Source organism: Streptomyces sp. NPDC090798 (genome assembly GCF_044768965.1).
In the GTDB taxonomy this organism is placed as follows: domain Bacteria; phylum Actinomycetota; class Actinomycetes; order Streptomycetales; family Streptomycetaceae; genus Streptomyces.
Window position 1 is genome coordinate 528,792 of sequence record NZ_JBIVXA010000004.1, and the last position, 13,990, is coordinate 542,781.

Consider the following 13,990-nt stretch of genomic DNA (forward strand, 5'->3'; position numbering starts at 1 on the left):
CTCACTCCGGCGGCGTGATCAGCCGTCCGCCGACGAACGTCACGCGTACGACGTCGGCGGACATGAGATCGAGGGCTTCCTTCAGCAGTATGTGGAGGAGGCACAGGTCGGCGACCGAGCCTACCGCCAACAGCCTTACCTGCCAGGGGTGTTGGGGCTCACCCGCGAACAGTTCCAGTGCCGCGCGCCGGTCCACCGCCTTTCCGCCGGACCGCTCGACGGCCGCCCGTATGACCGCCCAGGGATCGGCACTCCCGTACGGCGCGTCGGTCCCGGCGGCGAGCGGAATCCCCGCCTCGGCCAGGGAGCGGCGGTACAGATGAGCCTGGTCGTCCGGGTCCACGTCGGTCGCGTACTCCCGTCCCCGCTCCACGGGAAAGTGCGGTTGCGTCACGACCGTCACGCCGAGCCGCACGAGCCAGGGCATCGTCTCGGCCGGGATCACCGACCCGTGCCCGATCCGGCCGCCCGCGACCGGCCCGGCCTCGTCCAGGGCGAGCGGGGTCACGAACAACTGCACCCGGGTCACACAGTGCACGCCACCGGGCGGGGCCGCACCGCCGCCACGGATGCCGCCAGCTCACCCGGCGTCGGCAGGGTCGCGTCGTCGAGCAGGAACTTCACCGGCGCGTCGCCGAGCCCCATCACGACGAGCCGCTGCGGCAGTACCGAGAGCAGCTAGGCCAGCCCCTGCCCCGGCTGCGGATCGGCGTTGGTGAACCCCGTGACGCCGTACGCCGCGGCCCGGGACCCCACCCCTCCGCAGATCCAGCCGCATGGGCGGTACGAAGCCGCGCAGCCGCTCGTCCTCTCGCCAGAACCGCCCGTCGCTCTCGCCGTCCAGCCCGGCCGCCCGCAGCGGGGCGCCGTTCCACACCCACAGGGCCCAGCTGCGATGCTGGACCCGCACCGGCCGATCGGCGCGAAACCGTCGAGCGTCCACCGGTCGAGCGCTCCCGCCACGCTCTCGTGATAGCGAAAGCCCGCGCCCACTCCCCCGGCGCCCCCCGCCGCAGGGCGGCCACCAGTCCCTCCCGGTCGCGCACATCCGCGGGACCGGAGCAGGCCCTTGCGCAACTTGCCGCCGGGGTCCCTGGGCAGGCTGTGGAGGAGGCCTGAACGCCGGGCGGCCCAGGCGACTTCCGGGAAGGCCGCGCCGCTGGGCGTACGGGTCGCGATGGGGTCCCGGGCCCGAGGTCTAGCGCCGCCGTCGGCTGCCGGGACCGTGCGTCGAGCTCGGCGCATGTGAGGGTCCATGCCGCCGCCATCGATGACCGCGATCGCGTCGGGGGGCCGCTTCGCCTGCCATCCCAGATGCATGCGGCGAGAATGCCATTCTCGCGAACGCAAGTAAGAGTATCTAAACTTGTCATGCGCGATTCGGTAGGACGCCGCAGCTTATTCCCACTGAGGTGGAGTATCGTTCTGCAAGTGACCGCAGTTCCCGAAGAACCAGCGTGGCGCCAGCGCGCCGTAGAGCGATCGACCCGTGCCGCGAAGCTTCGCGCCGAGCAACGCGTGCAGCGGTTCCTGGACTCGGCACAGGAGTTGATCGTCGAGAAGGGCACGACCGACTTCACCGTCCAGGAGGTCGTCGACCGCTCGAAGCAGTCCCTGCGCAGCTTCTACCAGCACTTCGACGGCAAGCACGAGCTGCTCCTCGCCCTGTTCGAGGACGCGCTCTCGATGGGCGCCGCCAAGGTCCGCGAGGCGGCCGCCACCGAGAGCGATCCGCTGCAGCGCCTGCGGATCGCCGTCGAGACGCTCTACGAGCAGTCACACCCCAGCCCCGGCGTCCAGCGCCCGCTGTTCAACGACTTCGCGCTGCAGCTGCTGGCCAAGCACCCCGAGCAGGTGGCGACCGCCCACATCCCGCTGCTCACGGTCTTCACCGAGATCATCGAGCAGGCGGCTGAGGCGGGTCTCGTCGCCGGCGGGAAACCCCGCAGTCAGGCCGCCCTCGTCATGCAGACCGTCATGTTCGCCTCGCAGGCCCACGGGGTCCCCGCCGACAGCCACGCCCACCCGGTGACCTCCGAGGAGATCTGGCAGTTCTGCCTGGGCGGCATCTCGGGCGTTCCGGCCACGGCGGGCGGGTCCGCCTCCGCGTAACACGGGCCCCGACCCCTGGTCCACCCGCCGCGAGTTCTATTCTCTGCCATGGAGAGTATGGCTCTCACCGCGATGGTCGGAGGATCAGGGGGTTCCCGAACTTCAGCCTGGAAGCGCTCGCGCCCTCGGCGCTCCGCTGGTGCGCCACCGGGAGAGCCCCGAGCTGATGCGTCGGCGGCTGGAGCCGGCGGCGGCTGCCTCACGGCCGGACCACCCTGCGCGCCGCTGTTTCGTCTGTTTCGTCGAGCGGTACGAGCGCAGCCGCACCGATGCCGCGTGCGGGGACACCGGTGCCGAACGTGGGCGCCGACGGCATGCTCGGCCGGACAGGGCCCATCCGCGTACGCCGGACCACTCGTCATGCTCAGGTAGGACACACCGGCCGTTCGGTACTGCGTTCTCAGTAGCCGGGAGAGTCGGCCGACACATGACGACGGGACGCCCCTGCTCAGGGAGGCTGAGAGGGTTCACCATGGTCACAGCACCCGACAGGAAACCCTCCCGATGAACACCAGCTGGCAGCGGTTCGCCAAGGACCATCCCCGCGTCCTGCGGGTGACGGTCGTGCTGCTGCTGTTCGCCGCCGCCGCTCTCGGCAGCACCTGGACCAGCGCGGAAGCCACCGGCCGGCACCTCGCCCCGTGGCCCGGCGTTCTCCTGGGCGGCATCGGCGCCCTGGCCCTGCTGTGGCACCGCAGGTACCCGCTCACGGTGGTAGCGGTGACCGCGGCCGCCGCCAACGCCGCCAACGCCCTGGGCTATCTGATCACTCCCCTGCTGCTGGCACCGCTCATGGCCGCGCTGTACTGGCTGGCCGTCCACACCGACCGCAGGACCGCGCGCGTCGGCCTGGCCGGCACCGCCGCGCTGCTGGTCACCACCGCGCTGCTCGTCGGCTCCTCCCGCCATCCGCTGTCCCTCGTCCTCGCGACGGTCGGCCCCGTCTTCTGGGTGCTGGTGCCCATCACCTGGGGCACCGCGACCCGGCTGCGGGCCGACTACCTGGAGGCCGTGCACGCCCGTGCGGAGATCGCCGAACGCACCCGTGAGGAGGAGGCGCGGCACCGGGTGGCCGAGGAGCGCATGCGCATCGCCCGTGAGCTGCACGACGTCGTCGCCCACCACCTCGCGCTGGCCAACGCGCAGGCCGGGACGGCCGCCCATCTCCAGCGCACCCATCCCCAGCAGGTGCAGAAGATCCTCGACGACCTCGCCGGCACCACCGCGTCCGCGCTGCGTGAGCTGAAGGCCACCGTCGGACTGCTGCGCCAGACCAACGACCCCGACGCGCCGCTGGAACCCTCCCCGGGCCTTGACCAGCTCTCGGAGCTCACGGCCGCGTTCACGACCGCCGGGCTCACGGTCGACGTCACGACCGAGGGCGCGGCGCGTCCGCTGTCACCGGGAGTGGACCTGACCGCCTTCCGCATCATTCAGGAGGCGCTCACCAACGTCACCAAGCACGCCGCCTCGGACACCGCACACGTGCGGCTCGTCTACTCCCGCAACCGGCTGACCATCACGGTCACCGACGAGGGAGCGACCACCGTGACCGCCGCTCCGGCCCCGGGCCACGGTTTCGGTCTCATCGGCATGCGTGAGCGCGCCCTGTCCGTGGGCGGCCGGCTCAGGGCCGATCACCGGGCCGAGGGCGGCTTCGAGGTCACCACGGATCTGCCGCTGTACACCCCCGCCCCGGAAGAAGACCGCACCCCATGACCATCAGTGTGCTGCTCGCCGACGACCAGGCCCTGCTCCGGGCAACCTTCCGGATCCTGATCGACTCCTGCCCCGACCTCGAAGTCGTCGGCGAAGCCACCAACGGCACGGAAGCCATCGACCTCGCCCGCATCCACCAACCCGACGTCGTCCTCATGGACATCCGCATGCCCCACACCGACGGCCTCGCCGCCACCGCCACCATCTGCGCCGACCCCGACCTCGACACCACCCGCGTCCTCATCCTCACCACCTTCGAAATCGATGAATACGTCGCCCAAGCACTCCGCGCCGGAGCCAGCGGCTTCCTCGGCAAAGACGTCGGCGCCGACGCCCTCCTCGACGCCATCCGCACCGTCGCCGCCGGCGACACCCTCCTCTCTCCCCAAGCCACCCGCACCCTCATCACCCGCTTCCTCACCACTCCCACTCCCAACACCCCCCTCGCACCCCCTGAAGCCCTCACCACCCTCACCGCCCGCGAACGCGAGGTCATGGCCCTCGCAGCCGAAGGCCACTCCAACAACGAAATCGCCGGCCAACTCACCGTCAGCCCCCTCACCGTCCGCACCCACATCCACCGCGCCATGACCAAACTCGGCGCCCGTGACCGCGCCCAACTCGTCGTCATCGCCTACCAGACCGGCCTCGTCACCCCCGCACCACCCACCCCCTGACCCCCCATCGCGCCGGGGGGCCGCTCCGCCCCGTTCTGTGATAACCCAGGAGGACCACCATCTCTGCGGGAGATGGACCGGGGCGTCGGGAGAGGACATGGATCTGCGGCAGATGGAGGTCGTCGTCGCGGTGGCCGAGGAGGGCGGGTTCACCGCCGCGGCGCAGCGGTTGCACGTGGTGCAGTCCGCCGTGTCGAGCACCGTGCGCGCACTGGAGCGGGAGCTCGGGACCCCGCTGTTCGACCGCACCACCCACCGGGTGTCGCTGACCCCGGCGGGCGAGGCCTTCGTACCGGCCGCGCGGGCGACGTTGCGCGCCGCCGAACAGGCGCGGTCGGCGGTCGACGCCGCGCGGGGACAGCTGCGGGGACGGGTGACGGTCGGCACGATGCAGGGGGTGTGGGCCGACCTGCACCGCCCCCTGGCCGCGCTGCGCGCGGAACATCCGGGAGTGGTGGTGCGGCTGCGGCAGGGGGCCGTGACCGACATCCGCCAGGCGCTGCGCGAGGGCACGGTGGACCTGGCGGTGGTCGCCCTCGACCGTCAGCAGCAGCGCGGCCTGGTGACCCGGCTGCTCGCCCGGGAGGAGATGGTGCTGGTGTCCGCGCCGGGCCGGGTCCTGGGTGGGGCCGGGCCCGACGGGAGGGTCACGCTCGCCGAAGCGGCCCGGCTGCCGCTGGTGGACTTCACGCCCGGCTGGGCGATCCGCCTCGCCGTCGACCGGGCGTTCCGTGCGGCCGCCGTCGAGCGCGAGTCGACCTTCGAGGTGAACGACATCGTCGCGGCATCCGAAATCGTCCGCGCCGACCTGGGTGTGTGCGTCATGCCCCTCTCGATCGCCGACCGCTTCCCCGACCTGGACAAGTACCGGTTCGACCGGCACGCGCCGAGCTGGAAGGTCATGGTGGTCCAGCCGCGCGGCGAGGCGCCCCCGGCGGTCGCGGCCCTGCTGCGGCACATGGCCTGACGGGCATCGCGTGGGGGGCGATGGAGGGACGAAGCGGTTCATCCCGCAGCTCATCTCGTTCGGAGATGACTGACATTCGAAATCATCGCCACGACAGGGGAAGCACGGAGGCTCCGCGGGCGCTGAGGAAACCGTGCGAGCGGCAACGAGGCCACTCGACCACCACGCAGCGCTTCCCGAACCGCTCCACCGGTTCCCTTCCCGAGAAGGTGCCCGTGCCCAAGTCCCCCGTCCTCAAGTCACCGGGCCAGACCGCCACCGCGCAGGCGGCGCACGGCGTGCCGGGCTGGCTGGTCGCCCTCTTCGCCGTCGCCTCCGGCATGACGGTCGCCAACCTGTACTACGCCCAGCCCCTGCTGTCCTCGCTGCGCGACGTGTTCCACGTCGGCACGGCGGCCGCCGGCGGACTCATCACCCTCACCCAGGTCGGCTATGTCCTGGGCATGCTCTTCATCGTCCCGCTCGGCGACCGGCTGGAGAAGCGCGGACTGATCAGCGTGCTCCTGACGGTCACCACGCTCGCCCTGGTCGCCGCGGGTCTCGCCACCAGCTTCCCCATGCTGCTGATCGCCTCCCTGATCAGTGGAGGCACCTCGGTCGTCGCCCAGATACTGATCCCCTTCGCGGCGAGCCTCGCCCCCGACCACGCCCGTGGCCGGATCGTCGGACGGGTGATGAGCGGCCTGCTCACCGGCATCCTGCTCTCCCGCACCCTCAGCAGCCTGGTCTCCGACGTGGCCGGCTGGCGGGTGGTGTACCTCGGCTCCGCCGTCCTGATGGCCCTGCTGGCCCTGGCCCTGCGCGCGGCCCTGCCGCAGCACGCGCCGACCACGACCATGCCGTACGCCCATGTCCTGCGCTCCACGCTCCAACTGGTGCGCCGCCACCCCGTGTTGCTGCGCCGGGGCCTCTACCAGGCGGCGATGTTCGGTGCGTTCAGCGCGTTCTGGACCACCGTGTCGTACGTCCTGACGGGCCCCCACTTCCACTACTCCCCCATCGGTGTCGGCCTCTTCGCGCTCGTCGGTGCGGCCGGTGCGGCCGTCGCCCCGTTCGCCGGTCACTGGGCCGACCGCGGGCTCGTCCGTCCCATGACCGGGATCGCCTTCGCCGTCGCGGCCCTGGCCTTCGCGCTCGCGGGCTTCGGTCAGTCCCACATCGCCCTGATCGCCCTGGCCGCGGTCCTGATCGACACGGCCGTGCAGAGCACCCTGATCCTCGGTCAGCACACCATCTACCAGCTCGACCCGAACGCCCGCGCCCGCCTCAACAGCGCGTTCATCGCGATCTTCTTCGTCGGCGGCGCGCTCGGCTCCCAGCTCGGCTCGATCGCCTACCACGCGGCCGGCTGGACCGCGGTCACCGTCCTGGGCGCCGCCCTGCCGGTGCTGGGCCTGCTCCACTGGACGACGGAACGCCGTACGGCTTGATCAGTGCCCCGGGGAGCGGGGTCACGATCCCGCTTCCCCCCGCAGGAAGTTGCTCACCTGACAGGCGAGGCTGTCCCTCGCCGAGTCGGACCGGGCGGCGGCGTCGACCGAACCCTCGTAGAGGTCGATGCCGCCGACCCACAGGTACCGGTCGGTCCACTCGTCGTCGACCTTCAGCTGGATCTGGATGTCCACCCGGGGAAGGGAGGCGTCCGGGCCCGCGGCGAAGAGGACCGCGGTGGCCCGGCGCAGGGGGTAGACGTCGTAGCCCTCGATGAACTGGGAGTTGCGCCAGTCCAGGAAGGCGCTCTCGCCGTCGGGGCCGACACGGATGTCCATCTGGCCGTCCTCGAGATGGATGCCGAAGTGGTCGCCACCACGGTTCTCGACGGTCACCCGGCACCGGAAGTACGTGAGCCCTTCGGCGGCGTCGTCGCGTCCGCGCGGCGGCTCCGCCCGCTCCACCCCGTGGACGCGGACGCGCAGGCCGGCATGCTCGTCGTACTCCTGCCAGTCCCCGACCACGTTCGGTTCGTGCACGGTCCACCTCTCCACCTCAGAGAGGTGTTTCCTATCTGTGCCCTCAACTGGGTGTCAAATGAGCGGAACGCGCCGTGGCCAGCGTTTTTGCCCTCCTTGATCGGCGATCAAGCCGTGCCCAGCCAGAACCCGTGTCCCCGCCGCCCTGGGGACATTTCCGTGCGTGCTGCACATCACGTTCTCAGGCGCCGCGGCGCAGCGTCCGCATCTGCTCATCGAGGGGGCCGAGGCCGACATCGCGGCGCCGCTCCTCGAGGGTCTCGGGCCGCCGGATCGGATACGGGCGGAAGGTCGCGGGGTCGACCCGGGTGCCGTAGAACTGGGGCTGGCCCAGTTCGACCGCGCAGTGATCGGCGATGTAGGCGTGGTGCGGGCCGGGGCAGCGCCCGTCCGCGGTGGCCTGGGCGATCAGGTCGCGGCAGCGGAGCTGGAAGTCGAGGTCCGGGGCGTGCAGCAGGACGAGCCCGAGAAGATCGTCGAGGCGGCGAGCCGGATCCTGGACTTCGACCAGCCCGTCGCCCTGATGCTCATGGGCATCCTCGGTCACATCCAGGACTACGAGGAGGCCAGGTCGATCGTCCGCACCCTCCAGGCCGCCCTGCCCTCCGGCAGCTACTTCGTGCACTACGACAGCACCGACACCGACGCCGCGCTCAAGCAGGCCCAGCAGGGTTACGACGACACGGGCGCCGTCCCGTACGTGCTGCGCAGCCCGGAGCAGATCACCGCGTACTACGAGGGCCTGGAGCTGATCGAGCCCGGCATCGTCTCCTGCCCCCTGTGGCGTCCCGCGCCCGGCACCGCACCGGAGCCCACGGACGTGCACGGCGGGGTCGCCCTCAAGCCGTGATCAGGTGCGCTGCGCCGGCTGGATGTTCTGGTTGAGGCGGAACAGGTTGTCCGGGTCGCGGTCGGCCTTGATACGGGCCAGACGGGCGTAGTTGTCACGGTAGCTGGCCCGTACGCGCTCCTGGCCCTCGTCCATCATCATGTTCACGTAGGCCCCGCCCGCGGAGTACGGGTGCAGCGCGTCGGAGTAGTCGACGCTCCACCGCTTGACGCGCTCGGCGCCGGCCGGGTCGGAGTCCACGCCCGCGTACACGGTGGCCCAGCGTGCGTTGCGGTAGCTCCAGGCGGTGTCCGCCGGTGCGACGTCGTGGACGGCGCCGTCGATCGGATACAGGTGCATCGTCGATTTCCAGGTCGGCGGCTTTGCGCCGTACCCGATGTGCGACGTGACCGCCTCGTCGGGGATCTCGTCGACGAAGTCCGCGCGCCAGTACCACTGGTCGCCGGGCGGGTAGATCCCGTCGAACGCGGACTGGAGCGCGGGATACGGCATCGGCGCCGCTCCGTGCAGCAGCGGCTCGGGCACGGCGTCGAGGAGCGGTGCCATCTCCGCGGCCGCCGCCTCGGTGTCGTCCCCGATGCGGCACCAGACGACCCCGCAGACCTTGCGCAGATGGATCTCCTCGGGGAACGGCGGGCCGGGCGGCACCGAGCCGAACAGGAAGAAGGCGTTCAGTTCGCGGGGGGCGTCCGGGAGGAAGTCGCGGTAGGCGGTGAGGACTTCCGCGCCGAGTTCGGCGGGCCAGAAGGTGGGGCCCGCGACGACGGTGCTCACCTCGTGCAGCCGGAACAGGAACGAGGTGACGACTCCGAAGTTGCCGCCACCCCCGCGGACCGCCCAGTACAGGTCGGTGTTCTCCGTGTCGCTCGCGCGCACGTGCTCACCGCTCGCCAGGACGAGGTCGGCCGCCAGGAGATTGTCGACGGTCAGCCCGTACTTGCGGGTGAGATGCCCGATGCCGCCGCCCAGAGTAAGGCCGGCGACTCCCGTCGTGGAGATGATGCCGGCGGGTGTGGCCAGGCCGTGCTCGTGGGTGGCACGGTCGACCTCGCCCCACACACAGCCACCCCCGACCCGTACCGTGCGGGCCTCCGGATCGACCTCGATGTCCTTGAGCGGTGAGAGGTCGAGCACCACGCCGTCGTCGCAGACCCCCAGGCCCGCGCCGTGATGGCCGCCGCCCCGCACGGCGAGCGGGAGGCCGTGGTCGCGGGCGAAGCCGATGACGCAGGAGACGTCCGCGTCGCCGGCGCACCTCGCCACCAGGGCGGGCCGCCGGTCGATCATCGCGTTGTAGACGGCACGCGCCTCGTCGTACCCGGAGTCGCCGGGTCCGATCAACTGCCCCTTGAATCCCGTCAGTTCCCGGCGCGCTGCTTCGGCCGTCGTGATGGACATACCCCTCCCCCTGTCTGGGGGCCGACTTCAGGGCACCCGTGTCCGGGGCCTTGGCTCCAGTCTCCCTCCGATGGATCCGACGCGCCTGTTCTGCTCCGGTTCCCGACGGCTCCGCAGCCCGGCGGCGGCGCTCCCGTCGGCGGCTCCGGGAAGGACGGCGACGACGTCGGACGCCGTAGATCACCGTTTTGGCGTACGGAACCGCTGGGGCGGGTGGTCCCCGCCCCTCGGTCGTCGTGATCACGTCACGGCGATCACGGCCTCCGTGTCATGACGGGACGCCGCGAGCGCCGGTTCCGGCAACGCCACCTGACGGGGCGTCCGGCGCGCCTCCCGCAGGCTGGGCATGGGCGCGGTCGGGACCAGCGGAGCGTGCTCGGCGGCGCGGGCCCGCCAGGAGAACCAGATGATCTTGCCGCCGGCGCCGGTGGCGCAGCAGCCCCAGCCGTCACTGAGGGCGGCGATCTGCGCCAGACAGCCCTGGGGCTCGTTGTGCGGGCGGAGATCCTGGTCGTTGTCGGAGACCGCGGTGATGAGGTGGGAACCGTTCCACCACATCTCGATGGTGGTGTTCTTGTCCGTCGCGTGCCGGTCGATCGTGTGCAGCAGCGCTTCCGCGCAGTGACAGACGGAATCGACGAGCGTATCCAGGTTCCAGTACCGGAGATGGGCCCCCAATATGCGCTTGACCTGGCCAACCCGCTCCGGGCTGACCTCCACGTCGAGGTGGTAGTAGCAGGGCACTGCAGGTTTCATCTTCGTTGGCTCCTCACGGCGAAGCTCTCGCCTCTCCTCGCCCTTCTCGGACCGAGCCCCGATCACGAAGCGTGAGCACTGATCGCTTTTGAGTCAGTCCCAGAGTGCGAGTGCTACTCCGTTCGTGCAACACGAGAGCCCGACCCCATGTGATTGAAGAGCCAACAAGACGCTGGGTGCCCGTGCAGGCACCATGAGTGAGGGCGCCGCCCTCCGTAGTGGGTCGGTGCCCTTCCGTGCACGGCCGTCCGGCATCGGCCGGGTATCCCGTGCGCAGTCGAGAGAGTGGAAAGGTGACCGGCGCATGCTGCTGCCTGCCAAAGCCGAGGTCGCCAGGCGTCTGGAGCAATACCGGGCCTGGGAACGCCTGTTGCTCGTGGCTCCCGCCGACCACACGGTGCGGGGCAACTTCGAGAACACGGGGTACACCCTGTGCGTGCTGATGGGGAAGCGCTGCGCGCGCGAGGCGGTGGACGCCGCCGAGCACTATCTGCGGAGCGAGGCACCGGCTTCCGCGCTGTCGTCGATGACGGTGGCGCGTGGCGCGCGGGGCTCTCAGCTCTCCCAGGAGCCTCAGGGGCGGGGAGTGGGTCGAGCGGTCGGCGGGCGTCCCTGAGACGGACCGTGGTGTCGGGAATTTTCGGTGCAGCTCTGAACCGAGGGGGCAGGGCGCGAGGACGGCGGAGGCGAAACATGGAGGCACATCCGGCCCATGGCCGTGACCCGATCGGCCGTATCCCGATCGTGGACGTCCAGCCGGTCGTCGAGTGCGGCCGGCGCCCCGCGAAGGCGGTCGTCGGGGAGACCTTCGAGGTCACCGCGACCGTCTTCGGCGAGGGCCGGGATGTGCTCGGCGCCGAAGTCGTCCTGTGCGATCAGAGCGGCCGCCCCGGGCCGCGGGCCCCGATGCGTGAACTCGCCCCGGGCACCGACCGCTGGGGCGCCGAGGTCACACCGGAATCCGTGGGCCACTGGACCTGTCTGGTGGAGGCCTGGAGCGACCCCGTGGCCGCCTGGCGCCACACCGCCGGAATCAAGGTCCCGGCCGGGATCGACGCCGGGCTGGTCCTGGAGGAGGGCGCCGCGCTGTACGAGCGGGCCGCGGCCGCGGTACCGGACCCGGCCGGCCAAGCGGTCGTACGCGCCGCGGCGCACGCCCTGCGCGACGACTCCCGGCGGCCGACGGCCCGTCTCACCGCCGCCCTGGCGCCGGAAGTGACCGCCGTTCTCAGCGCACACCCCCTGCGCGAACGGGTCTCCCGCTCGCTGCCGATCCCCCTGCTCGTGGAACGGAAGCGGGCGTTGTACGGCGCCTGGTACGAGTTCTTCCCGCGCTCGGAGAGCGGACAACTGGACCCGTCGGTGCACGGCACATTCCGCAGCGCCGCCGAACGCCTGCCCGCCATCGCCGGGATGGGCTTCGACGTCGTGTACCTCCCGCCGGTCCACCCCATCGGCACCACCTTCCGCAAGGGCCCCAACAACAGCCTGTCGGCGAGCCGTCGGGATGTCGGCGTGCCCTGGGCGATCGGTTCTCCCGAGGGCGGCCACGACGCGATCCACCCGGATCTCGGCACGATCGACGACTTCGACGCCTTCGTGCGCCGGGCCACGGAACTGCGGCTCGAGATCGCGCTCGACTTCGCGCTCCAGTGCTCCCCGGACCACCCGTGGGTGGAGAAGCATCCCGAGTGGTTCCACCACCGGGCGGACGGGTCGATCGCGTACGCGGAGAATCCGCCGAAGAAGTATCAGGACATCTTTCCGATCGCCTTCGACCAGGACATGCCGGGGCTGGTCCAGGAGACGCTGCGGGTGCTGCGGTACTGGATGGACCACGGCGTGCGGATCTTCCGTGTCGACAACCCGCACACCAAGCCGGTCGTCTTCTGGGAGCGGGTCATCGCGGACATCAACCGCACCGACCCGGACGTGATCTTCCTGGCCGAGGCGTTCACCCGGCCCGCGATCATGCACACGCTCGCGGCGGTCGGCTTCCAGCAGTCGTACACGTACTTCACCTGGCGCAACACCAAGCAGGAGCTGACCGACTACCTCACCGAACTGTCGGGCGGGACGGCCGCCTTCATGCGGCCCAACTTCTTCGTGAACACCCCCGACATCCTGCCCGGCCACCTCCAGCGGGGCGGTCGGCCCGCCTTCGAAGTGCGAGCCGTGCTCGCCGCCACCCTCTCGCCTTCGTGGGGGGTCTACTCCGGGTACGAGCTGTGCGAGAACGCTCCGGTCGGGCCAGCCAGCGAGGAGTACCGGAACTCCGAGAAGTACGAACTGCGTCCACGTGACTGGGAGTCGGCCGCGCGCGAGGGCAGCACGATCGCACCGCTGATCACGGAGCTGAACCGGATCAGACGGCGCCACAAGGCTCTGCACGCGCTACGGAACCTGCACTTCCACCAGACGGACAACGAGGCCCTGATCGCCTACAGCAAGCGCTCGGACGACGACACGGTCGTGGTGGTGGCCAACCTCGACCCCCACCACACCCAGGAGGCGACGGTCTCGTTGGACATGCCGCGACTCGCCCTGGACTGGCACGAGTCCGTGCCGGTGCGCGACGAGCTCACCGGCGAGACCTACACCTGGGGCAGGGCCAACTTCGTGCGACTGGGGCCGGGCGGTGCGCATGTGCTCGCCGTCGACACCTCACCGCGGATCGGAGGGTCACCCACCACATGATCGTCAACGAGCCCGTTCCGGACACTTTCGAGGACACCCCGGCCAGGGACCGCGACCCCGACTGGTTCAAACGCGCCGTCTTCTACGAAGTCCTGGTCCGCTCCTTCCAGGACAGCAACGGCGACGGCGTCGGCGACCTCAAGGGCCTCACCGCGAAACTCGACTACCTGCAATGGCTTGGCATCGACTGCCTGTGGCTGCCGCCGTTCTTCAAATCCCCCCTCCGGGACGGCGGCTACGACGTCTCCGACTACACCGCCGTCCTGCCCGAGTTCGGTGACCTCGCCGACTTCGTCGAATTCGTCGACGCCGCCCACCAACGCGGCATGCGCGTCATCATCGACTTCGTCATGAACCACACCAGCGACCAGCACCCGTGGTTCCAGGAATCCCGCTCGAACCCCGACGGGCCCTACGGCGACTACTACGTCTGGGCCGACGACGACAAACAGTACGAGGACGCCCGGATCATCTTCGTCGACACCGAGGCCTCCAACTGGACCTTCGACCCGGTCCGCAAGCAGTACTTCTGGCACCGCTTCTTCTCCCACCAGCCCGACCTCAACTACGAGAACCCGGCCGTCCAGGAGGAGATCCTCGCGGCCCTCCGTTTCTGGCTCGACCTCGGCATCGACGGGTTCCGCCTCGACGCGGTGCCGTATCTCTACCAGGTCGAGGGAACCGACTGCGAAAACCTCCCCGCCACGCACCTGTTCCTGAAAAGGGTGCGCAAGGAGATCGACTCCCAGTATCCGGACACGGTGCTGCTGGCGGAGGCGAACCAGTGGCCCGAGGACGTCGTCGACTACTTCGGCGACTTCCCCTCGGGCGGCGACGAGTGCCA

General features: G+C 70.5%; 13 protein-coding genes and 1 pseudogene. 9 read left to right on the plus strand and 5 right to left on the minus strand.

The window, feature by feature from the left end; all coding sequences use genetic code 11:
* Position 1: 1 nt before the first annotated feature.
* Positions 2-529 carry an amidohydrolase family protein gene (locus ACIQTP_RS12525; protein WP_403399051.1) on the minus strand — a complete coding sequence of 176 codons (528 nt, stop codon included), beginning with the start codon at positions 527-529 and terminating at the stop codon, positions 2-4.
* 902 nt (positions 530-1,431) lie between these two features.
* Here ACIQTP_RS12525 and ACIQTP_RS12530 point away from each other — a divergent pair.
* From ACIQTP_RS12530 to ACIQTP_RS12550, 5 genes are all read left to right on the plus strand, one after another.
* Positions 1,432-2,112 carry a TetR/AcrR family transcriptional regulator gene (locus ACIQTP_RS12530; protein ID WP_403399054.1) on the plus strand — a complete coding sequence of 227 codons (681 nt, stop codon included), beginning with the start codon at positions 1,432-1,434 and terminating at the stop codon, positions 2,110-2,112.
* Between the two features lie 504 nt (positions 2,113-2,616).
* Entirely contained in the window at positions 2,617-3,831 is a 1,215-nt protein-coding gene (locus tag ACIQTP_RS12535) for a sensor histidine kinase (protein WP_403399055.1), read from the plus strand.
* Positions 3,828-4,508, plus strand: a complete 681-nt coding sequence (locus ACIQTP_RS12540) for a response regulator (protein WP_403399058.1) — start codon at positions 3,828-3,830, stop codon at positions 4,506-4,508. Before ACIQTP_RS12535 ends, ACIQTP_RS12540 begins: the two co-directional genes overlap by 4 nt.
* Before the next feature lie 97 nt (positions 4,509-4,605).
* On the plus strand, positions 4,606-5,475 hold the full coding sequence (locus ACIQTP_RS12545) for a LysR family transcriptional regulator (protein WP_403399060.1): 870 nt from the start codon (positions 4,606-4,608) through the stop codon (positions 5,473-5,475).
* A 278-nt stretch (positions 5,476-5,753) separates the two neighbouring features.
* Entirely contained in the window at positions 5,754-6,905 is a 1,152-nt protein-coding gene (locus ACIQTP_RS12550) for an MFS transporter (RefSeq protein WP_403399124.1), read from the plus strand.
* A gap of 21 nt (positions 6,906-6,926) precedes the next feature.
* Here the strand turns inward: ACIQTP_RS12550 and ACIQTP_RS12555 are convergent, their stop codons facing one another.
* Positions 6,927-7,445 (minus strand): hypothetical protein, encoded by a 519-nt coding sequence (locus tag ACIQTP_RS12555; RefSeq protein ID WP_403399062.1) that lies wholly within the window; start codon positions 7,443-7,445, stop codon positions 6,927-6,929.
* A 181-nt stretch (positions 7,446-7,626) separates the two neighbouring features.
* Positions 7,627-7,992, minus strand: coding sequence for a DUF6624 domain-containing protein (locus tag ACIQTP_RS12560; protein ID WP_403399064.1), 366 nt, complete (start codon positions 7,990-7,992; stop codon positions 7,627-7,629).
* Here ACIQTP_RS12560 and ACIQTP_RS12565 point away from each other — a divergent pair.
* Positions 7,906-8,295: pseudogene (locus tag ACIQTP_RS12565) on the plus strand (SAM-dependent methyltransferase); the annotation flags it as partial. The gene ACIQTP_RS12560 and the pseudogene ACIQTP_RS12565 overlap by 87 nt on opposite strands.
* Here ACIQTP_RS12565 and ACIQTP_RS12570 read toward each other — a convergent pair.
* Together ACIQTP_RS12570 and ACIQTP_RS12575 are read right to left on the minus strand one after the other, a co-directional pair.
* The gene (locus ACIQTP_RS12570) at positions 8,296-9,693 is read right to left on the minus strand and encodes an FAD-binding oxidoreductase (protein WP_403399067.1); all 1,398 of its coding nucleotides are present in this window, start codon (positions 9,691-9,693) and stop codon (positions 8,296-8,298) included.
* A gap of 240 nt (positions 9,694-9,933) precedes the next feature.
* Positions 9,934-10,449, minus strand: coding sequence for a pep a2 (locus tag ACIQTP_RS12575; RefSeq protein WP_168488092.1), 516 nt, complete (start codon positions 10,447-10,449; stop codon positions 9,934-9,936).
* Between the two features lie 304 nt (positions 10,450-10,753).
* Here ACIQTP_RS12575 and ACIQTP_RS12580 point away from each other — a divergent pair, with 304 nt between their 5' ends.
* The 3 genes from ACIQTP_RS12580 to ACIQTP_RS12590 all read left to right on the plus strand — a co-directional run.
* Positions 10,754-11,065, plus strand: a complete 312-nt coding sequence (locus tag ACIQTP_RS12580; RefSeq protein ID WP_403399070.1) for a DUF5133 domain-containing protein — start codon at positions 10,754-10,756, stop codon at positions 11,063-11,065.
* Positions 11,066-11,142: 77 nt separating this feature from the next.
* Complete coding sequence (locus tag ACIQTP_RS12585) at positions 11,143-13,146, plus strand: alpha-1,4-glucan--maltose-1-phosphate maltosyltransferase (protein WP_403399072.1); 2,004 nt, start codon at positions 11,143-11,145, stop codon at positions 13,144-13,146.
* A partial coding sequence (locus ACIQTP_RS12590; protein ID WP_403399074.1) for an alpha-amylase family glycosyl hydrolase occupies positions 13,143-13,990 on the plus strand: 848 nt, incomplete at its 3' end. The genes ACIQTP_RS12585 and ACIQTP_RS12590, both read left to right, overlap by 4 nt.

Excerpts from the sequence above, each read along its gene's own strand:
- ACIQTP_RS12585 (WP_403399072.1), top strand. The coding sequence starts at position 11,143 with ATGGAGGCACATCCGGCCCATGGCCGTGACCCGATCGGCCGTATCCCG.
- ACIQTP_RS12545 (WP_403399060.1), top strand. The coding sequence starts at position 4,606 with ATGGATCTGCGGCAGATGGAGGTCGTCGTCGCGGTGGCCGAGGAGGGC.
- ACIQTP_RS12575 (WP_168488092.1), bottom strand. The coding sequence starts at position 10,449 with ATGAAACCTGCAGTGCCCTGCTACTACCACCTCGACGTGGAGGTCAGC.
- ACIQTP_RS12580 (WP_403399070.1), top strand. The coding sequence starts at position 10,754 with ATGCTGCTGCCTGCCAAAGCCGAGGTCGCCAGGCGTCTGGAGCAATAC.
- ACIQTP_RS12540 (WP_403399058.1), top strand. The coding sequence starts at position 3,828 with ATGACCATCAGTGTGCTGCTCGCCGACGACCAGGCCCTGCTCCGGGCA.
- ACIQTP_RS12535 (WP_403399055.1), top strand. The coding sequence starts at position 2,617 with ATGAACACCAGCTGGCAGCGGTTCGCCAAGGACCATCCCCGCGTCCTG.
- ACIQTP_RS12570 (WP_403399067.1), bottom strand. The coding sequence starts at position 9,693 with ATGTCCATCACGACGGCCGAAGCAGCGCGCCGGGAACTGACGGGATTC.